Consider the following 20093-nt stretch of genomic DNA (forward strand, 5'->3'; position numbering starts at 1 on the left):
ACGCAGCGTGGGAACGAGCAGGAACTGGCGGATCAGCGAAAAAACGGCACATCCCCCAACACCGTCGCTCGCTGCATCACCCGCCGTGCCGGGCGGTAATCATCCACCGCGTAATGCTGGGTCACGCGGTTGTCCCAGAACGCGATGTCGTCTTTCTGCCAGCGCCAGCGGATGGTGAAATCCGGCCGTGTGGCGTGGGCGAACAAAAACTTCAGGAGCGCTTCGCTCTCGGTTTCCGACAGTTCGTTGATCTTCGATGTGAAGCCCTCATTGACGAATAACGACCGGCGCCCGCTCACCGGGTGCGTGCGAATTACCGGGTGTGACAGCGGCGGGTTCTTGCGCCTGGCTTCTTCCCACTGGGCCAGCGCCTCCGGCGTGTTGCCATAGCGCTCCAGTGGAAACGAACGGGTGAAATCGTGAGTGGCGGTCAGCCCTTCGAGCAAGGTTTTCATCGGCGCGGACAACGCTTCATACGCCGCAATGCCGCTGGCCCACAGGGTGTCGCCGCCAAACTCCGGCAGCAACTTGGCGCTGAGCACCGCGCCCATCGCCGGGGTCGGCAGGAACGTCACATCGGTGTGCCAGATCGCGTTGTCCCGCACGTCGGTGATGGCGGTGTCGAGGATCAGCACTTCCGGTTGTTCCGGCACGTTCGGGTAGATCGGATGGATATGCAGGTCGCCGAAATAAGCGGCGAATCGCGCCTGTTGCTGTGGTTCGATCGGCTGGTTACGGAAGAACAGCACCTGATACTTGAGCAGCGCCTGTTCGATGGCGTCGCGTTGTTCCACGTTCAGCGGCTGGCTGATGTCGACGCCGCTGATTTGCGCGCCGAGGGCGCAGCTGAGGGGGACGATGGTCAAGTTACTCATGGCGGTTCTCTTCAATCCAGGGTGTCGACACATGAATATTCAGTGAGCCTGGCCATGCCACGGCACCAGTTTGCGTTGCAGGGCGCGCAGACCCATCTCCATGGCGAAGGCGATCAGCGCGATCACCAGAATCCCCAGCACCACCACATCGGTGACCAGGAACTGCGCCGCCGACTGCACCATGAACCCCAAACCGCTGGTGGCGGCGATCAACTCGGCGGCGACCAGTGTCGACCAGCCCACTCCCAAACCAATGCGCACACCGGTCAAAATGTCCGGCAAGGCACTGGGCAGAATCACATGGCGAATCAACTGCGCCCGAGTTGCGCCCAACGACTGCGCGGCGCGCAATTTCGCCGGGTCGACGGTGCGTACGCCGGTGGCGGTGGCGATGGCAATCGGGGCGAAGATCGCCAGGTAGATCAGCAAGACTTTCGACAGCTCACCGATGCCGCACCAGATCACGATCAGCGGCAAATAGGCCAAGGGCGGAATCGGGCGGTAAAACTCGATCAGCGGATCGAGAATGCCGCGAGCAATGCGGTTGTGGCCAATGGCAATGCCGACTGGCACGGCGGTCAGCACCGCGAAGCCCAGGCCCAAACCGATGCGGCTGAGGCTCGCGCCCAAGTGCTGCCACAAGGTCGAATCCATGTAGCCGCTGGTCACCAGCAACCAGCCTTTTTGCAGCACGGCGGAGGGTGGCGGCAGGAACAGCGGTTCGATCAAACCGGTGGCGGTGACGGCCCACCAGATCGCCAACAGTGCGATCAGGGTCAACACGCTGACCCCGCGGGTGCTGATACGGCGGCGCAGCGCAATCACCGCCGAGCCCTTCACCTTTGAATCGGGTTTCACCGTTGCGGCGGGAATTCCATAGCTGCTCATGCGCGCTCCTGCCGCTGGACGGCACTGCGTTGGGAGAACACTTTGGCGAGTACGTGTTCGCGGGTTTCGATAAAGCGTGGGTCGGACTTGATCGAGCGCGCCGATTCCCCTGCGGCGTAACGTTGGCCAAAATCCAGGCTCAGGCGCTCGACGACTTGCCCGGGATTCGGCGCCAGCAGAATCAGGTCGGTGGCGAGGAACACCGCTTCTTCAATATCGTGGGTAATCAGGAACACCGGTTTGGCGGTGCGTTGCCAGATTTGCAACAGCAGCTCCTGCATCTGTTCGCGGGTGAAGGCATCCAGGGCGCCGAAGGGTTCGTCCATCAGCAACACCCGAGGGTCGGCGGCGAGGGCGCGGGCGAGGCCGACACGTTGTTTCTGCCCGCCCGAGAGTTGCCAGATGCGGCGGTTTTCGAAACCGGAAAGGTCTACCAGCGCGAGCATTTCCCGGGCGCGCTGTTCGCGTTTTTCCCGCGCGGCGCCGGCCAGTTCCAGGCCGAAGCCGACGTTGGCCAGCACGTCCTGCCAAGGCAGCAGGGCGTCGTCCTGAAACACCACGCCGCGCTCGGCGCTCGGGCCTTTGACCGGCACGCCGTCAAGGGTGATGCGCCCGGTGCTGGGCTCGACGAAACCGGCAATCAGGTTCAACAGCGAAGTCTTGCCACTGCCGGAAGGGCCGAGGGCGACCAGCAACTGCCGGGGCCCAAGGCTCAGGGAAATATCCGCCAGCACAGGTTCTGCTGCACCGGGGTACTGTGCACTGATGCGCTCCAGCTGTAGCAAAGCCATCGCGGTTAACTCCCGATCAGTTGGTGATGTACTTGGCGCTGACGTACGGCGCGTAGTCCGGCAGCACGGCCTCGACCTTGCCCTGTTCCTTGAGGAACGCTGCGGTGTCGGTAATGGCCTTGGTGGTCGGCGCGCCGAGGGTGATCACCTGATCAGCCGCCAGCGGATACACGTTGCCTTGCAGCAGCAGCGGAATGTCGCTGGCCTTGGCGCCGGAAAGTTTCACCAGTTTGTCGACGTTGCTTTGGTTGGCCAGCCAGGCTTGCGGGTCTTTGCGGTAGTCGGCGTAGGCATCGAGGGTCACTTTGGCGAACGCAGTGACGATTTCCGGATGCTTCTCGGCGAAGTCCTTACGCACGATCCAGGCATCGAAGGTCGGCGCGCCGAACTTGGCCAACTCGCCGGAAGTGATCAGCACTTTGCCGTTTTCCTTGGCCACACCGAGCGCCGGATCCCACACGTAGGTGGCGTCGATGTCACCGCGCTTCCATGCCGCGATGATGGCCGGCGGCGCGAGGTTGAGCACGGTGACTTTCGACGGGTCGATGTTCCAGTGCTTCAGCGCGGCCAGCAGGCTGTAGTGGCCGGTGGAGACGAACGGTACGGCGACTTTTTTGCCGATCAGGTCCTGTGGGGTCTTGATCCCGGACCCGTCGCGCGCGACCAAGGCTTCGGCGGCGCCGATCTGGGTGGCGATGAGGAAGGTTTCCACCGGGACTTTACGGGTGATTGCTGCCGTCAGGGGGCTGGAACCGAGATAGCCGATCTGCACATCGCCGGAAGCGATGGCGGCGATGATGTCGGCGCCGCTATCGAATTTTCGCCAGTCGATACTGGCTTTGGTGGCTTTTTCGTAGGCGCCGTCGGCTTGGGCGACTTTGGCCGGGTCAACGGTGGTCTGGTAGGCGACGGTCACATCTGTCGCCTGAGCCAGGAAACTTGCCGCAGCCAGCGACGCGGCCACCAGGAGGCGAAGGGGGGAAGTCAGTTTCATGGGGAAGCTCCTTTTCAGACGACCGGAAGTCGGCGTGAAAAAGAGACTAAATGATATAAGAAACTTAAAATAAATAACTTTTTAGAATTAGCATATGAGCGGAAAATTCTAAGGGAGACTGTTGTGGCGAGGGGGCTTGTCGGAACGCCGCCACTGCCCCGTTCGGCTGCGCACAGTCGTGATGCAGGCGACTCGATTTATCCGAAATATTGCGCGTGTCGTTTTTGGGACTGCTGTGCAGTCCAACGGGGGCAAGCCCCCTCGCCACAGGGGGACCTGCTCTGGCAGTTTAGTTGCTGATCGCCAGAATGCTCGCCTGATACGCTCCGACAAACACATCGAAATCGCCGACTTCGTTCTGTTCAAGCTCAGCCTGTTGAGCCAACGACGAACGCGCCAACTCTTCAAACCTGGCTTGTTCTACACCTGAAAGCGGCTCGCTGCGGAAAAACTCCGCATGCACCTGGCTTTGGCGCAAGGAGAACTGGGCGAAGCTTTCCTTGTGTTCGGCCATCGCCGCCAGCACCTGGGCCGATGGCGTCAGGGAGGAGTCCTGGACCTTGGCCATTTGGGCGTCCAGCGCCTTGCTGTGGGCATCGCCGCCATGGCTCTGATCCAGCAGCGCCGCCAATGGTGCAATTTTCTCCAGCAATTCGCCGGCCCATTCCTTCATGTCCACCGCTTGCCCGTCGCGTTGCAATTGCAGGCCAGGACGACGACCTTCCTTGACCACGCTGAGGAAGTTCGACGTCGCGTTACCGCAGCTGGTACTGGTCAGCAGTGGGCTGTCGTTCAGCGCGCAGTACAGCAGGAATGCGTCGAGGAACCGTGATTCGGTGAGGTCGATGCCCATCGGCAGGAACGGGTTGATGTCCAGGCAGCGGACTTCAACGTACTGGATGCCACGGGCCACCAGCGCCTGAATCGGCCGTTCGCCGGTGTAGGTCACGCGCTTGGGGCGGATGTTGGAGTAGTACTCGTTTTCGATCTGCAGGATGTTGGTGTTGAGCTGAACCCACTCACCGTCCTTGTGCGTACCCACCTCGACGTACGCTGGATACGGCGTAGCCACCGCTTTGCGCAGGCTGTCGGTGTAGCTGGTCAGGTCGTTGTAGCACGGCGTCAGACCGGCCTGGGCGTTGCTCTGGTAACCCAGATCGCTCATGCGCAGGCTGGTGGCGTACGGCAGGTACAAAGTGTCCGGGTCCAGCTGTTCCAGTTGGTGCGAGCGACCGCGCAGGAAACCGGCGTCCAGCGCCGGCGAGGCGCCGAACAGGTACATCAGCAGCCAGCTGTAGCGACGGAAGTTGCGGATCAGCGCGATGTAGGCCGACGACTGATAATCGCGGTCGGTGCCGACAAAGCCTTCAGCCTCTTTAAGCAGCGGCCAGAGCTTTTCCGGCAGGGAAAAGTTGTAGTGAATCCCGGCGATGCACTGCATGGTCTTGCCGTAACGCAGGGCCAGGCCCTTGCGATAGACGTACTTGAGCTGACCGATGTTGGAGGTGCCGTAATAGGCGATCGGGATGTCTTCCTCGGCCGGCAACGGGCACGGCATCGATGGACTCCACAGGTACTCGTCGCCGAGTTTGCTGTAGGCAAACCGGTGAATCTTGTCCAGGCTCGCCAGCGTATCCGCCGGGTCTGGCAGGGCCGGCGTGATGAACTCCAGCAGCGACTCGGAGTAGTCAGTGGTGATTTGTTCGTTGGTCAACGCGGAACCCAATGCTTCGGGGTGCGGCGTTTGCGCCAGGCGCCCTTCGCCTGTCACGCGCAGGCATTCACGTTCGATGCCGTGAAGGCACTGTTCGAGCAGAGAGAGGTTAGCGCGCTCGCCGAGCAGAGCCAGGCGGCGGTTGAGAAGTTCGCTCAAGTTGGATTCCTTCACGCGTCAGTCGCCCCAATATGGGGGTGGGCAAGACGGTCTACAAGGGTGAAGTTGAAACTGGCGTTTTCGCCTGGTTCTTGGGCCATACAGGCTCGTACTGAAAGGCCAACTTCATTCCCTGAATCTGGCTATCGCGCGCAGAGAAAACTCCGACGCTGCAGTCACAGCGCCGAAATTAACTCAAATTGATGATTGGGGGCTACAGGACAGCGAACGTGCCTTGTGCTTTTGCGACCAGTTTGTCGCCTTGCATCACGTCGGCCTCGACGACAAGCGTGCGACGGCCCGGGTGGATCACCCTGGCCGTGCACATCACTTCACCGTCGGCGACGGCGCGGATGTAGTTGATCTTGCACTCGATGGTCGCGCTTTGCTGGTCAAAACCGTGGGTGCTGGAGCAGGCCAGCCCCATGGCAATGTCCACCAGACTGAACAAGGCCCCGCCGTGCAGCTTGCCGCCGCGATTGCGCAACTGTGGCTCCAGCGCCAGGGCGACTTGCGCCACCCCGGTGTCCAGGCTGTGCAAGCGACACCCCAGCAGCTTGAAAAATGCGCTTTCGGTCAAGCCGGCCGGGATCTCCATCAACGTTTCTTCAACTGCTTGGCGTTGGCAAACAGCGACGCCATGGCGTTGTTGGTCGGAGCCGCTGTCGGGGTTTCCTTGCGCGGCGCGGTGTTCTGGGACTGGCGCGGAGCCGACCCCGGACGTGCACCACGGGCACCGTCGATCTTCTCGCCCGGTGTATCGCTCATGCGCATCGACAGGCCGACGCGTTTGCGTGGGATATCGACTTCCATGACCTTCACCTTGACCACATCACCGGCCTTCACCGCTTCGCGTGGATCCTTGATGAACTTCTCCGACAGCGCGGAAATGTGCACCAGACCGTCCTGATGCACGCCGATGTCGACGAAGGCACCGAAGTTGGTCACGTTGGTGACCACGCCTTCGAGGATCATGCCCAGTTGCAGGTCCTTGAGGTCTTCGACGCCGTCCTGGAACTCGGCGGTCTTGAACTCGGGACGCGGGTCGCGGCCAGGTTTTTCCAGCTCTTGCAGAATGTCGGTGACCGTCGGCAGGCCGAACGTTTCGTCGGTGTACTTCTTCGGATCCAGGCGCTTGAGGAACGCGGCGTCGCCGATCAGCGAGCGAATGTCGCGGTCGGTCTCAGCAGCAATGCGCTGCACCAGCGGATAGGCTTCCGGGTGAACCGCCGACGAATCCAGCGGGTTGTCGCCATTCATTACGCGCAGGAAGCCGGCGGCCTGTTCGAAGGTTTTTTCACCCAGGCGGGCGACTTTCTTCAATGCCGCACGGGTTTTGAACGCACCGTGCTCGTCGCGGTGGGTAACGATGTTCTGCGCCAGGGTCGCGTTGAGGCCGGAGATGCGCGCCAGCAGCGCCACGGATGCAGTATTCACGTCCACGCCCACGGCGTTCACGCAGTCTTCGACCACTGCGTCCAGGCCGCGCGCCAGTTTCAGCTGCGACACGTCGTGCTGGTATTGGCCAACGCCGATGGATTTCGGATCGATTTTCACCAGCTCGGCCAGCGGGTCCTGCAAGCGACGAGCGATGGACACCGCGCCACGGATCGACACGTCCAGATCCGGGAATTCCTTGGAAGCCAGTTCCGAGGCCGAGTAAACCGATGCACCAGCCTCGGAGACCATGACTTTGGTCATCTTCATGGCTGGGTATTTTTTGATCAGTTCAGCGGCCAGTTTGTCGGTTTCGCGGCTGGCGGTACCGTTGCCGATGGCGATCAGGTCCACCGAATGCTTGGCGCACAGGGCGGCGAGCACGGCGAGGGTCTGGTCCCACTTGTTGTGCGGCACGTGCGGGTAAACCGTGGCGTGGTCCAGCAGCTTGCCGGTGGCGTCGACCACGGCGACCTTGCAGCCGGTACGCAGGCCCGGGTCGAGGCCCAGGGTGGCACGCGGGCCGGCCGGCGCGGCCAGCAGCAGGTCGTGCAGGTTGTGGGCGAACACGTTGATCGCTTCGGTTTCCGCGCCATCGCGCAGCTCGCCCAGCAGATCGGTTTCCAGGTGGGTGTAGAGCTTGACCTTCCAGGTCCAGCGCACCACTTCGCCCAGCCATTTGTCGGCGGCGCGGTTCTGGTTCTGGATGCCGAATTGCTGGCCGATCATGCCTTCGCACGGGTGCATGGTGCCCGGCAGCTCGTCACCGACTTTCAGCGCGGAGCTGAGAATGCCTTCGTTGCGGCCACGGAAAATCGCCAGTGCGCGGTGGGACGGCATGCTTTTCAGCGGTTCGTCGTGTTCGAAATAGTCGCGGAACTTGGCGCCTTCCTCTTCCTTGCCGGCGATCACGCGGGCACTGAGGGTGGCTTCCTGCTTGAGGTAATTGCGCAGCTTGTCCAGCAGACCGGCGTCTTCGGCGAAGCGCTCCATGAGGATGTACTTGGCGCCTTCGAGGGCGGCCTTCACATCGGCCACGCCTTTTTCGGCGTCGATGAAGCGCGCCGCTTCGGTTTCCGGGTTCAGGGTTGGATCGTTGAACAGGCCGTCGGCCAGTTCGCCGAGGCCGGCTTCCAGGGCGATCTGGCCCTTGGTGCGGCGCTTCTGCTTGTACGGCAGGTACAAGTCTTCGAGGCGGGTCTTGGTGTCGGCGAGCTTGATGTCGCGCTCAAGTGCAGGGGTCAGCTTGCCTTGCTCCTCGATGCTGGCGAGGATGCTGATACGCCGTTCGTCGAGTTCTCGCAGGTAGCGCAGACGCTCTTCCAGATGACGCAGTTGCGTGTCATCGAGGCTGCCGGTCACTTCTTTCCGGTAGCGGGCGATGAAGGGCACCGTGGAGCCTTCATCGAGTAGCGCGACGGCCGCTTCGACCTGTTGTGGGCGGACGCCGAGTTCCTCGGCGATGCGGCTGTTGATGCTGTCCATAAAACCACCTGACAAATTGTGAAAGCAGGCTCGCAGGCGCGGAAATAGGGCCTTCGCGAGTCTGGTTGAGCGGCCTGGCGAGCGCCGCTACCTGGATCAACAGGCTTGCCGTTGACCCGTGAAATCGAACAATTACTGCCAGCACCATGAAAATAAAAAGTAGTTACCGGCAATAACGATCAGACGTTGCCTGACACAAAAGGCCGCGCATTATAACCAGCGTTGTGTCATTCGGGGGCATTGCAGGCTGTAGGCGAAAAGACTGGTTTTCTGGCGGTGAAGGAAAAATCTGCTAACAATGCACACGGTGCGTATAACGGCAGCTACGCCATAATGCGCGCCGAGATCAAAGGAGCATCCAATGAGCAGCACTGCACAAACTGCTGAAGGCGAAAAAATTCTTATCGTTGACGACGATCCAGGGCTGAGCAGCCTGCTGGAACGCTTTTTCGTCAGCAAGGGCTACCGTGCCCGCGCCGTCCCGAACACTGAACAAATGGACCGCCTGCTGGCGCGTGAAGTGTTCAACCTGGTCGTCCTCGACCTGATGCTGCCCGGCGAAGACGGCCTGACCGCCTGCCGCCGCCTGCGCACGGCGAACAATCAGATTCCAATCATCATGCTCACCGCCAAGGGCGACGAGCTGAGCCGCATCAAGGGCCTGGAACTGGGCGCCGACGACTACCTGGCCAAGCCGTTCAACCCGGACGAGCTGATGGCCCGGGTCAAAGCGGTGCTGCGGCGCCAGGCCGCACCGGTGCCGGGTGCGCCGGGCAGCGAAGACGAAAGCGTGACCTTCGGTGATTACGAGCTGTCCCTGGCCACCCGCGAACTCAAGCGTGGCGACAAAGTGCACATGCTCACCACCGGTGAGTTCGCGGTGCTCAAGGCCCTGGTCATGAACGCCCGTCAACCGCTGACCCGCGACAAACTGATGAACCTGGCCCGTGGCCGCGAGTGGGATGCCCTGGAGCGTTCCATCGACGTGCAGATCTCCCGTCTGCGCCGGATGATCGAGCCCGATCCGTCCAAGCCGCGCTACATCCAGACCGTCTGGGGCGTGGGCTACGTGTTCGTTCCGGATGGCGCCGCCACGAAGTGATCGGTGATTTGTAGGAGCGGGTCCTGCGGGCAACGGGTCGGATGACCTTTCCCGCAGACTCGCGATCCGCAATATGCGAGCATCGCTCGCTCCTGCAAGTGTGTAGCGGTTACCCATGAAAACCCCTGTTTGGTTCCCCCAGAGCTTCTTCTCCCGCACCCTGTGGCTGGTGCTGATCGTCGTCCTGTTCTCCAAGGCGCTGACCCTGGTTTATCTGTTGATGAACGAAGACGTGCTGGTGGATCGTCAATACAGCCACGGCGTCGCCCTGACGCTGCGCGCCTATTGGGCCGCCGATGAAGAGAACCGCGCGAAGATTGCCGATGCTGCGACCCTGATCCGGGTGGTAGGCGCCGGCGTGCCGGAAGGTGAGCAGCACTGGCCGTACAGCGCGATTTATCAGCGGCAGATGCGCGACGAATTGGGTGCAGATACGGAGGTGCGTTTACGCATGCACTCGCCACCTGCCTTATGGGTCCGGGCGCCCAGCCTGGGCGATGGCTGGCTGAAAGTGCCGCTGTACCCGCATCCATTGCGCGGGCAGAAAATCTGGAACGTACTCGGCTGGTTCCTCGCCATCGGCCTGCTATCCACCGCCTCGGCGTGGATTTTCGTCAGCCAGCTCAATCAACCGTTGAAACGTCTGGTCTATGCCGCGCGGCAACTCGGTCAGGGCCGCAGCGTACGTCTGCCGATCAGCGACACGCCGAGTGAAATGACCGAGGTCTATCGAGCCTTCAATCAGATGGCCGAAGACGTCGAACAGGCGGGGCGCGAGCGCGAACTGATGCTGGCCGGGGTATCCCACGACCTGCGCACGCCGCTGACCCGTTTGCGGCTGTCCCTGGAACTGATGGGTGATCACAGCGACCTGACGGACGACATGATCCGCGACATCGAAGACATGGACGCGATTCTTGACCAGTTCCTGGCCTTCATTCGCGACGGTCGTGACGAGTTGGTGGAAGAAGTGGACCTGAGCGATCTGGTTCGCGAAGTCGCCGCGCCGTACAACCAGAACGAAGAAAAAGTGCACTTGCGCCTGGAACCGATCCAGCCGTTCCCGTTGCGTCGGGTATCGATGAAGCGGTTGCTGAACAACCTGATCGGTAATGCCCTGCATCACGCTGGCAGCGGAGTGGAAGTGGCGGCTTATGTGTCCGGGGATACCAGTGCGCCATATGTGGTGCTGAGTGTCATGGACCGCGGCGCGGGGATTGATCCATCGGAGCTGGAAGCGATTTTCAACCCGTTCACCCGTGGCGATCGGGCCCGGGGCGGAAAGGGGACGGGGTTGGGGCTGGCGATCGTGAAACGGATCGCCTCGATGCATGGCGGCAATGTCGAGCTGCGCAACCGCTCCGGTGGTGGGCTGGAAGCACGGGTTCGGTTGCCGCTTGGGTTGATGTTGCCGCGGGATGCGGTTTAAGCGTCGTACACAACCTCTGTGGCGAGGGAGCTTGCTCCCGCTCGGTTGCGCAGCGACCGTGAGATCCGGCAACCGTATTTCAATGCAAAACACGGTTGCCGGATTCGGGAGTCCTTCGGCCTGGAGCGCCAGCCCGGTCCAGCGGGAGCAAGCTCCCTCGCCACAGGGACTGAGTAAGCTTCACCCTTTACCTTTGGTCCGCGTCATATTCGGCCCGCCATTCTTTTCCAGATGCTCGATGATGATCCCCGCCACGTTTTTCCCGGTGGTGGTTTCAATCCCTTCAAGCCCTGGCGACGAGTTCACTTCCATCACCAGCGGCCCATGATTGGAGCGCAGGATATCTACCCCCGCCACCGCCAACCCCATGACCTTCGCCGCACGCAACGCGGTCATGCGTTCTTCCGGGGTGATCTTGATCAGGCTCGCGCTACCGCCGCGATGCAGGTTGGAGCGAAACTCCCCCGGCTTGGCCTGGCGCTTCATCGCCGCGATCACCTTGTCACCGACCACGAAACAGCGAATGTCCGCGCCGCCGGCTTCCTTGATGTACTCCTGGACCATGATGTTCTGCTTCAGGCCCATGAAGGCCTCGATCACCGACTCCGCCGCCGTCGCCGTTTCACACAGCACCACGCCGATGCCCTGGGTGCCTTCCAGCACTTTGATCACCAGCGGTGCGCCGTTGACCATCTCGATCAAGTCGGGAATGTCATCCGGGGAGTGCGCAAAACCGGTGACCGGCAAACCGATCCCCCGGCGCGACAGCAATTGCAGGGAACGCAGTTTGTCTCGGGAACGGGCGATGGCCACCGATTCGTTGAGCGGAAACACCCCCATCATTTCGAACTGGCGCAGCACAGCACAGCCATAAAACGTGACCGACGCGCCGATCCGCGGGATCACCGCATCGAAACCCTCCAGCGGTTTGCCACGGTAGTGGATTTGCGGCTTGTGGCTGGCAATGTTCATGTAGGCGCGCAGGGTGTCGATCACCACCATTTCATGGCCACGCTCTACACCGGCTTCGACCAGGCGACGGGTGGAATACAGACGCGGATTCCGCGACAGCACAGCGATCTTCATGCAACACCTGTGGAGAGGGTAGATACCGGGAACACCGGCTTGTCTTGTACATATTTGATGCCCGGATTGACCACCAACTGGCCGTCGATCAGGGCTTTGGAACCGAGTAACAGGCGATAACGCATGGACTTGCGGCAGGCGAGGGTGAACTCGACCCGCCAGACCCGATCACCGAGGGCCAGGGTGGTACTGACCACATAGCGCATCTGCGCGTGGCCGTTGGAGCTTTTAATGGTTTTCATCGTCACCAGCGGTGCTTCGCAGCGCCGGTGACGCAATTGCACCACCGTGCCCAGGTGCGCGGTGAAGCGCACCCACTGTTCGCCGTCGCGCTCGAACGGCTCGATGTCGGTGGCATGCAGGCTGGAGGTACTCGCGCCAGTGTCGATTTTTGCCCGAAGGCCCGCGACTCCCAAATCCGGGAGCGCCACCCACTCGCGCAGACCGACAACGGTCAAATGGTCAAATGTCTTCAAAAGTGCTCAACCGGCAAAAACCGCTCAGGCCGTGTGCGGCCGAATTCGCGGTATTCACGCAGAATAATGGGTAAAAGGCGACAGATATCTACGGCCCGGATTTTCATCCCTCAAACAGGGGGGAATGCCTGCATTCTAATCCACAGCGTTGTGATTCATGGCACGACAGAAACGGTAGTACAGTTCATCGATATTTCAGAATGAGGTCATCCAATGGCACAAAAAAGCGAAGAGGACGACAAGGTCCGTCTCGATAAATGGTTGTGGGCCGCGCGTTTTTATAAAACACGTGCCTTGGCCAAGGCCGCGATTGAAAGCGGCAAGGTGCATTGCCGGGGCGAGCGTTGCAAGCCAGGCAAGGAGCCGAGGATCGGCGACGAGTTTCAGATTCGCACCGGCTTCGAGGAACGCACGGTGGTGGTCCAGGCGTTGTCGATCGTGCGTCGTGGCGCGCCGGAAGCCCAGGCTCTGTATGCCGAAACCGAAGCCAGCATTGCCAAGCGCGAAGCGGCGGCGGCCATGCGCAAGGCCGGGGCGTTGGGCGTGAGCACCGACGGCAAACCGAGCAAGAAACAGCGCCGGGATTTGTTCAAGTTTCGCGGCAGCAGCAACGACGAGTAGTGACGGCCGTCGGGCGCAGACTTGTAATCGCCTGCCTGTGCAGCCATATGGGGGATATTCGCCCACGGCGCATTTCGCAGGTGAAAGCACCGCTCGTCGAAAACCGAGGTTTGACCTTGCTTGGAACAACCCCGAATTGTTCATAAAATGCCGCTATGGCTAAGCTCACCCCCAAAAGTGCTGCTACAGCGTGTTTCATTTTTTGTAACCTTTTTTGTCACCACTTCAGATACCCAGACCTATGACCGATCTACCGGATACCGACTACACCCAACGCTTCATCTTCGATGACAGCGACACCCGCGGCGAACTGGTGGCATTGGAGCGTAGCTATGCCGAAGTCCTCGCCAAACACACCTATCCGGAGCCGGTCGCGCAACTGCTGGGCGAGCTGATGGCGGCTGCAGCGTTGCTGGTAGGCACCTTGAAGTTCGACGGCTTGCTGATTCTTCAGGCCCGTTCCGAAGGCCCGGTGCCGATGCTGATGATCGAGTGCTCCAGCGAGCGCGAAATTCGCGGCCTGGCCCGCTACGACGCCGAGCAGATCGCGCCCGATGCGACGCTCGCCGACCTGATGCCCAATGGCGTGTTGGCGCTGACGGTCGACCCGACTCAAGGCCAGCGTTATCAGGGCATTGTCGATCTCGACGGCGAAACCCTGTCCGATTGCTTCACCAACTATTTCGTCATGTCGCAGCAGGTTGGCACCCGCTTCAAGTTGTACGCCGACGGCCGTCGTGCCCGTGGCCTGCTGTTGCAGCAATTGCCTGCCGACCGTCTGAAAGATGAAGAAGATCGCGCCGCCAGTTGGCAGCACATCACCGCCCTGGCCAGCACCCTGACCGCCGACGAATTGCTGAGCCTGGACAACGAAACCGTGCTCCATCGCCTGTACCACGAAGAACAAGTGCGTCTGTTCGATGTGCAGAAACTGCGCTTCCATTGCAGTTGCTCCCGGGAACGCTCGGGCAATGCGTTGGTCAGTCTGGGTCTGGAAGATGCGCAGCAGCTGGTCGTCGAACATGGCGGCAGCATCGAGGTCGATTGCCAATTTTGCAACGAGCGCTACCTGTTCGACGCGGCCGATATCACTCAATTATTCGCCGGAGCAGGGGTTGATACGCCGTCAGATACCCGTCACTAAAACGCTTCAGCGCAGGTAAATTCACTGCTTAGCGCCGGAATAACGCCGTTCTGACGGGAGGGCCCTACACTTTTTGGGCTTTTCTGGCATAATCCGGCCCACTTTTTTCGCGGTAGTAGTGCACGACTTTCTACTACAAAACGTTTGGAGCACTCGGCCACTGGCCGACGGGGAACCTCATGACGCAAGCCAATAACGCCGTGTACACCGATCTGAGTGTTGATGATCTGGTTAAACAAGCCCTGAGTCGCGGTGAAGGCGAGCTTGCCGATACCGGCGCGCTGGTTGTTCGCACCGGTCACCGTACCGGCCGTTCGCCAGTCGATCGTTTCATCGTTGAAGAGCCGACCACCCAGGACGCTATTGCCTGGGGTCCGATCAACCGCAAGTTCCCGGCCGACAAGTTCGATGCCCTGTGGGCTCGCGTCGAGGCGTTCAACAACGCGCAAGAGCATTTCGTTTCCCACGTGCACGTAGGTTCGGCTGAAGAGCACTACCTGGCCGTGAAAATGACTACCCAGACTGCCTGGCAGAACCTGTTCGGTCGTTGCCTGTTCATCAACCCGGCCCAGTACAACCCGGCCGGTCGTGAAGAGTGGCAAGTTCTGAACGTCGCCAACTTCGAGTGCGTGCCAGAGCGTGACGGCACCAACTCCGACGGTTGCGTGATCATCAACTTCGCGCAGAAAAAAGTGCTGCTCGCTGGCATGCGCTACGCCGGTGAAATGAAGAAAGCCATGTTCTCGGTGCAGAACTTCCTGCTGCCGGCCGCCGACGTGCTGCCAATGCACTGCGCCGCCAACATCGGCGAAGCGGGCGACGTGACCCTGTTCTTCGGTCTGTCCGGCACCGGCAAGACCACCCTGTCCGCCGACGAAAGCCGTTACCTGATCGGTGACGACGAACACGGCTGGGGCGAGGGCGTGGTGTTCAACATCGAAGGCGGTTGCTATGCCAAGTGCATCGACCTGTCCGAGAAGAACGAGCCGGTCATCTGGAAAGCCATCAAACACGGCGCAGTCCTGGAAAACGTTGTTATCGACGACGCCAAGCACGCCGATTACACCGATGTCAGCCTGACCCAGAACAGCCGCGCCGCCTACCCGCTGGAGCACGTAGCCAAGCGTTCCGAGAAGAACCTGGGCGGCGAGCCAAACGCAGTGATCTTCCTGACCTGCGACCTGACCGGCGTGCTGCCGCCAGTGTCGATCCTCAATGAAGAACAAGCGGCCTACCACTTCCTGTCCGGCTACACCGCACTGGTGGGGTCGACCGAAATGGGTTCCGGCAGCGGCATCAAGTCGACCTTCTCCACCTGCTTCGGCGCACCGTTCTTCCCGCGTCCGGCTGGCGAATATGCTGAACTGCTGATCAAACGCATCCGCGGCTTCGGCTCCAAGGTCTACCTGGTCAACACCGGCTGGACCGGCGGCGGCTACGGCGTCGGCAAACGCTTCAACATCCCGACTACTCGCGGCGTGATCGCAGCGATCCAGAGCGGCGCGTTGATCGGTGCCGAGACTGAACACCTGGACACCATCAACCTTGACGTGCCATTGGCTGTACCGGGCGTTGAGACTGGCCTGTTGAACCCACGTAACACCTGGGCTGACAAGGCTGCTTACGATGAAGCTGCTAAAGCACTGGCCGGGTTGTTTGTTGAGAACTTCAAGAAGTTCGACGTGAGCGACGCGATCAAGGCTGCTGGGCCGAAGTTGTAAGAGTTGGTTTGATGTAATGAGAAAGCCGCCCTTTGGGGCGGCTTTTTTATGGGCGCTGATTCAGTTCCCTTGAGGCATAACTGGCAATATTCCCGCAGTAAACACGCTAAGCAGCCAGAATAATTCCACTTCTGTTGATCAGATCCCCTAGACCCCTTCCACTTCCTGCGTGTCCCACCGTTGTTTCTTGACTGCTTTATAGAGCATGCCAATGGTCAGCGGCACTTTGTCGCCACGACCCTTCGCCCGGCGCTTGAGAAACACATCAAACCCTTCAGGCTGAAAGTACCGATACGCGTCGTAGTCGACGAAGTCGATGGCGAACTGTTCTTCCAGCGCTTCCATCAGATGCCGCGCATCTGCGCCGTCACAGCCCAGGTCGAAGTTGATCGAGGTGGTGAGGCTGATGGTTTTGCGTTCGGGCAGGCCGAGTTCTTCGTGCAGTAGCTGCATGAGCAGGTGCATGGCGTGATCGTCGGGGAAGTTGGGGGCGAGATTCATGGTGCATCGTCCGTTGGGTGTATATCGATGAGGCTGATTAAGCCTGACTTTGCAGCGAGTCGGTCGTCAATAAACGCTGCGAACTTGGTCTGAGTCAGATCGGTAGCCATACGAATTTCTTGGACTTGCAACGCATCAACATGAAGTTCGCGGGGAGGCTCACGCCCGCCGCGGATGATTTCGTTCATCTGTTGCACGCTTTCCATTAGCTCATCAAAAAACATGCTCATGGTTATCTCCAGTGTTCGATGACGGCTTTCGATGCTCTGCGTCCCAAGGGTCGAGCGCGGAGCGTCCGTAGAGGCATTCCCACGCGGAGCATGGGAACGATCTTCACTCGGCGTTAGGCCGGTGCTTTCCAACCCATCATGCGTTGCTGGGCGACTTTCAGCAGGTCGCAGCCGTCTTGGGTCAGCAAGTAGAGCGCGTGGGTGATGTGGGGAATGTCTTCGACATCGCCTTGCTTGAAGCAATGGCAGTGCAGGGTTTGGAGTAGATCACTGGAGGCTCGGATGCGCTGGAGGGCGGCTTCGAGGATGTCTTGGGGATTGGCCTCTGTGTCGATGATCAGGGGCGGGGTATCGGTGAGATTGGATTGGAGTGGGCGGTAACGATCGGTGAACGGTTTCCATGAATTCATTGTTTGTAGCCTCAAATGCATCAGGAGTAACCGCCGCCATCGTGACCAAGCGATGGGAGGCGGACTGTGTTCGGGTTGGTCAACCAGTGAGGCTCACATTCCTGGCACGCCCGAGAGCGTCCCAAACACAGCCACCATATAGCGTGCAGGCACTTGAAGTGCCGGCAGCATACAACGGACGCGCATATATGAACCATTCGGGTGACCAAGCCCGAGCCGCTGATTTGGCAGCGACGGTCACGACTATAGATTTGAGCTACAGTGCGGCGATAGGCGACAAGGTGCCTTCTGTTGTAGGAACGGTATGAAGATTTCATAGGCCGTTCCTACCGATCCGCCATCGTTTTCAACAAATAGACCGATACGCTGCACCATCCAGCACGCTGGTAGTCAGCCCGGTCGTCGGCGTGTAGATCGTGCCTTTAACCGCTGAGAAGTTGACCCCTTTACTGCCCAGCGAAACGTAGCGTTCGCCTTGATCCAGTTCGGTGAAGTAGGTGTAGGAATACTTGTGCATCAGCCGGTACTTGGCTTCGTCGTTGACCATGGTCTTGCGCAGGTTATCCAGATCGGCCTGGGTCAGGTTCAGCGGCTTGTTGAGTCGCACACCCCAGCGCTGGAGGCAGACTTCGGCGAAGTGGCGGACGATGCGCCCTGGTTCGGCCAATGCTTTGGGGCCGCTGACACCGTCTGCTGCGGCGTTACCGACCAGCGTGCCATGGCGGCCGGGCATGGGGTAAATGTGGGTCCGGGTGCCGGTTGCCGTTTGTGGGATAACGCAGCTGAAGCCTTTGGAGCGCTCGTCTCGGGCGTAGAAACCGACGTATTCCTTTACGTTGGTATTGAGTTTTACTTTGTCTTCCTGAAAGTTGCCGATGCCCGGCACCGGATCAATCGCAAAAATATTCACCGGGATGTTCTTCAGGGCGCTGTCCTTGAACATGGCGTTGGCCAGCATGTGGCAACTGATACCGCCACGACTCCAACCTACCAAGTTAACTTTGGTGGGGATAATCCCATCTTTACGAAAGGTCTTGATGATTTGTTCCTGTAACTTCTGTTGGGTCACGCTGCGGTCGCCGTAGTTGTACTTGCGCCACATCCAGGAACCTTCGACGATGACGTCTTCAATGGGAATGCCAGCAGCCTTGAGTCGGTTGTATTCAGTCTCAGTCAGCTTCTCACGCTCCCAGTCGCACTTGCCTTTGATGATGTTGATGGCGTGCTGGACGTTCTCTCCCCAGCCTTTGCCGAACAGCGTACCGCTCAGTCCATAATCCTTGGATTGGGTGAACAGTTCGTCAGCTTGCAGGTTGCTGGTGCCGGGACCATCGATCACGACCCATTCGGCAAATTCGCGACCACCGTGATGGGATGCCAGTGTCGAGACCAATTCACCGTTCCAGTAAGTTGGGTTCTGACTGTCGAACTTTGTCGAGCCGGTACCGCAAAAGAAAATGGTTAATGCTGTCATTGTGTTGCCCTTAGTTGATGTAAGAGCAAGTAGGCTAGTGTTGATTCTTATAATAATAAAGCGATTGGTTGTTGCGGGGTTTGTAGTTTTATTTTTTCAGATTGGATGTATTTGTTGCTTTGCGACTTCAAGTAATTCGCAGCCGTCTTGTGTTAATAAATAAAGCGCATTAACGATGTTGGGGATGTCTTTCACATCGGCCTGTTTGAAACATAAACAGTAAAGTGTTTCCAGTAGATCGCTGGCCGCACGCAGGCGTTGTTGGGCGGCATCGAGCAGGTCGCCATGGCTGGCATCGGTGTCGATGACCAGCACCGAGGTGTCGCTGCAACTGGTCTTGAGTGGGCGATAGCGGTTGGTCAACGGGTTGAACGTTTTCATGGTTGAGGCGTGTCCTGTACGAAGTCGCTCCGACGGGCCGATACAGTGTTTCCAGCCGTGTCGAAAACTATAGAGGGCCACAGCGAGGCGTCGCAAGGTGGTGCAAGTGGACAGGTTTTGTAGGGGGTTTACCGGTGTTATCGCCCTTTGCCTACGCGCCCCTCGACAATTTTTTAAGCTTTTGCCCTGGAGGTCGATATTCCTACGGGATTGTCAGGCTTAACGCATCCAGTCTCTGGAGGGTGCGCGCCAGAATGTGTAGGACGTTTCGAAGCGTCTGGGTCGACTCTTAAAGGGAATTAGGCATGCAATGGCTACGTGTGGCCTCGATTTTATTGTTGTGGGCCGGTGTTTGTCGGATAGCGGGTGCTGCCGACGTCGGTCATTCGCTGGTCCGCGCCAACATGGAGCGAACCGGTTGGCCGGATGCGCTGACCACCCAAGCGGACATCGATACCGCATCTCGCGCCGAGGTGTTGATGGTGGGCAAGGCGTTGCTGGCCAGCGAAGCGCTGGATGAGCAGGGGCTGAAACAGCGACTGGGCGTGCGGGCTGTGAAGCTCAAGTCGGTCAGGCAAGTGCGTGATGGGTTGTGGGATCGGTTGCTGATCACCTATCGCAGTGCCAGTCAGAACTGCGAGGACCAACTCTTCTGTCCTCGTGTACGTAGCGTCAACGATCTGCGTCAGCTGGCGGCGGCGTTTACGGGCGAAATCAGCCCGGCTTATACGGTTTGGGCGAGCAAGAGCCGGGTGTTTCATGAACAGGCGCTGGATGAGCAGTTGCGGGTGGCGGTGTTGGTGCCATAGCCACCCGGCGTCAGTCAATTGATGACTAAGTCTGTGAGGTGCCGCCCAGAGTCGTAGGCGTTGCGAGGAGAGGGGGTTCGTCAGGGAGCTTCATGCAGCCGCTCAGCAGCAGGGATGCAAAGACAAAGGCGATTGGAAAAAACAGAGTGTCAGGCATGATTGTTCCTTTGTGAGGATCCGCGTGCAGGCGTCCTGCCTTGATGAAAACTTCGCGGATAATGGTTTTTCTCGGGGCGAACCTTATCGGCTGACAGGGGGCTGATGTCAGGGGGCAAAGTGCCTCGTTTGTTTCAATCTGTGGCGAAGGAATCGATGGGTTGACGCTGTATCATCCCGTATCGTTTTTGCCCCCGACCTTTTCTCGAC

Annotated in this window: 20 protein-coding genes; 6 read left to right on the plus strand and 14 right to left on the minus strand. The window is 59.7% G+C overall.

The genetic code is table 11. The annotated features are described in order from the left end of the window. Nucleotides 1–32: 32 nt before the first annotated feature. From tauD to AF70_RS10315, 7 genes are all read right to left on the minus strand, one after another. On the minus strand, nt 33–875 hold the full coding sequence (gene tauD / locus AF70_RS10285) for a taurine dioxygenase (protein ID WP_019581737.1): 843 nt from the start codon (nt 873–875) through the stop codon (nt 33–35). A gap of 39 nt (nt 876–914) precedes the next feature. After that, nucleotides 915–1763 carry a taurine ABC transporter permease TauC gene (gene tauC, locus AF70_RS10290; RefSeq protein ID WP_019581738.1) on the minus strand — a complete coding sequence of 283 codons (849 nt, stop codon included), beginning with the start codon at nt 1761–1763 and terminating at the stop codon, nt 915–917. After that, nucleotides 1760–2554 (minus strand): taurine ABC transporter ATP-binding subunit, encoded by a 795-nt coding sequence (gene tauB / locus AF70_RS10295; protein WP_028939570.1) that lies wholly within the window; start codon nt 2552–2554, stop codon nt 1760–1762. Before tauB ends, tauC begins: the two co-directional genes overlap by 4 nt. 16 nt (nt 2555–2570) lie before the next feature. Further along, on the minus strand, nt 2571–3548 hold the full coding sequence (gene tauA, locus AF70_RS10300) for a taurine ABC transporter substrate-binding protein (protein ID WP_028939571.1): 978 nt from the start codon (nt 3546–3548) through the stop codon (nt 2571–2573). A gap of 289 nt (nt 3549–3837) precedes the next feature. Beyond that, nucleotides 3838–5421, minus strand: coding sequence for a glutamate--cysteine ligase (gshA, locus tag AF70_RS10305; RefSeq protein WP_028939572.1), 1584 nt, complete (start codon nt 5419–5421; stop codon nt 3838–3840). Nucleotides 5422–5635: 214 nt separating this feature from the next. After that, the gene (locus AF70_RS10310; protein WP_018929320.1) at nt 5636–6019 is read right to left on the minus strand and encodes a PaaI family thioesterase; all 384 of its coding nucleotides are present in this window, start codon (nt 6017–6019) and stop codon (nt 5636–5638) included. Next, nucleotides 6019–8343, minus strand: a complete 2325-nt coding sequence (locus AF70_RS10315; protein WP_028939573.1) for a Tex family protein — start codon at nt 8341–8343, stop codon at nt 6019–6021. The genes AF70_RS10310 and AF70_RS10315 overlap by 1 nt, the downstream gene beginning before the upstream one ends. 361 nt (nt 8344–8704) lie before the next feature. On the opposite strand from AF70_RS10315, the gene ompR reads away from it, so the two are divergent. Continuing rightward, nucleotides 8705–9445: a two-component system response regulator OmpR gene (gene ompR, locus AF70_RS10320; RefSeq protein ID WP_007939544.1), complete on the plus strand. Its 741-nt coding sequence runs from the start codon at nt 8705–8707 to the stop codon at nt 9443–9445. 115 nt (nt 9446–9560) lie between these two features. Continuing rightward, nucleotides 9561–10874 carry an ATP-binding protein gene (locus AF70_RS10325; RefSeq protein WP_028939574.1) on the plus strand — a complete coding sequence of 438 codons (1314 nt, stop codon included), beginning with the start codon at nt 9561–9563 and terminating at the stop codon, nt 10872–10874. 180 nt (nt 10875–11054) lie between these two features. Here AF70_RS10325 and rimK read toward each other — a convergent pair whose 3' ends face one another. Further along, nucleotides 11055–11960 (minus strand): 30S ribosomal protein S6--L-glutamate ligase, encoded by a 906-nt coding sequence (rimK, locus tag AF70_RS10330; RefSeq protein ID WP_018929318.1) that lies wholly within the window; start codon nt 11958–11960, stop codon nt 11055–11057. Then, the gene (locus AF70_RS10335) at nt 11957–12418 is read right to left on the minus strand and encodes an ATP-dependent zinc protease (protein WP_172901254.1); all 462 of its coding nucleotides are present in this window, start codon (nt 12416–12418) and stop codon (nt 11957–11959) included. Before AF70_RS10335 ends, rimK begins: the two co-directional genes overlap by 4 nt. Before the next feature lie 231 nt (nt 12419–12649). On the opposite strand from AF70_RS10335, the gene AF70_RS10340 reads away from it, so the two are divergent. The 3 genes from AF70_RS10340 (at nt 12650) to AF70_RS10350 (ending at nt 15922) form a co-directional block, all read left to right on the plus strand. Further along, nucleotides 12650–13057: an RNA-binding S4 domain-containing protein gene (locus AF70_RS10340; protein WP_018929316.1), complete on the plus strand. Its 408-nt coding sequence runs from the start codon at nt 12650–12652 to the stop codon at nt 13055–13057. A 241-nt stretch (nt 13058–13298) separates the two neighbouring features. Then, entirely contained in the window at nt 13299–14201 is a 903-nt protein-coding gene (hslO, locus tag AF70_RS10345; protein WP_018929315.1) for an Hsp33 family molecular chaperone HslO, read from the plus strand. Between the two features lie 179 nt (nt 14202–14380). Next, nucleotides 14381–15922, plus strand: a complete 1542-nt coding sequence (locus AF70_RS10350; RefSeq protein WP_019581745.1) for a phosphoenolpyruvate carboxykinase — start codon at nt 14381–14383, stop codon at nt 15920–15922. Nucleotides 15923–16069: 147 nt separating this feature from the next. Here AF70_RS10350 and AF70_RS10355 read toward each other — a convergent pair whose 3' ends face one another. From AF70_RS10355 to AF70_RS10375, 5 genes are all read right to left on the minus strand, one after another. Beyond that, a complete protein-coding gene (locus AF70_RS10355) occupies nt 16070–16423 on the minus strand; it encodes a DUF1493 family protein (protein WP_028939575.1) in 354 nt (117 codons plus the stop codon). Continuing rightward, nucleotides 16420–16653 (minus strand): hypothetical protein, encoded by a 234-nt coding sequence (locus tag AF70_RS10360; protein ID WP_019581747.1) that lies wholly within the window; start codon nt 16651–16653, stop codon nt 16420–16422. Before AF70_RS10360 ends, AF70_RS10355 begins: the two co-directional genes overlap by 4 nt. 113 nt (nt 16654–16766) lie before the next feature. Then, nucleotides 16767–17063 (minus strand): hypothetical protein, encoded by a 297-nt coding sequence (locus AF70_RS10365; protein ID WP_019581748.1) that lies wholly within the window; start codon nt 17061–17063, stop codon nt 16767–16769. Between the two features lie 346 nt (nt 17064–17409). Further along, nucleotides 17410–18537, minus strand: a complete 1128-nt coding sequence (locus AF70_RS10370; RefSeq protein ID WP_028939576.1) for a hypothetical protein — start codon at nt 18535–18537, stop codon at nt 17410–17412. Nucleotides 18538–18633: 96 nt separating this feature from the next. Beyond that, nucleotides 18634–18918 carry a hypothetical protein gene (locus AF70_RS10375; RefSeq protein ID WP_019581750.1) on the minus strand — a complete coding sequence of 95 codons (285 nt, stop codon included), beginning with the start codon at nt 18916–18918 and terminating at the stop codon, nt 18634–18636. A gap of 305 nt (nt 18919–19223) precedes the next feature. Here AF70_RS10375 and AF70_RS10380 point away from each other — a divergent pair, with 305 nt between their 5' ends. Further along, the gene (locus AF70_RS10380) at nt 19224–19727 is read left to right on the plus strand and encodes a hypothetical protein (RefSeq protein WP_028939577.1); all 504 of its coding nucleotides are present in this window, start codon (nt 19224–19226) and stop codon (nt 19725–19727) included. The last annotated feature ends 366 nt before the right edge of the window (nt 19728–20093 follow it).

Source organism: Pseudomonas sp. KD5 (assembly GCF_012932895.1).
Lineage (GTDB): Bacteria > Pseudomonadota > Gammaproteobacteria > Pseudomonadales > Pseudomonadaceae > Aquipseudomonas.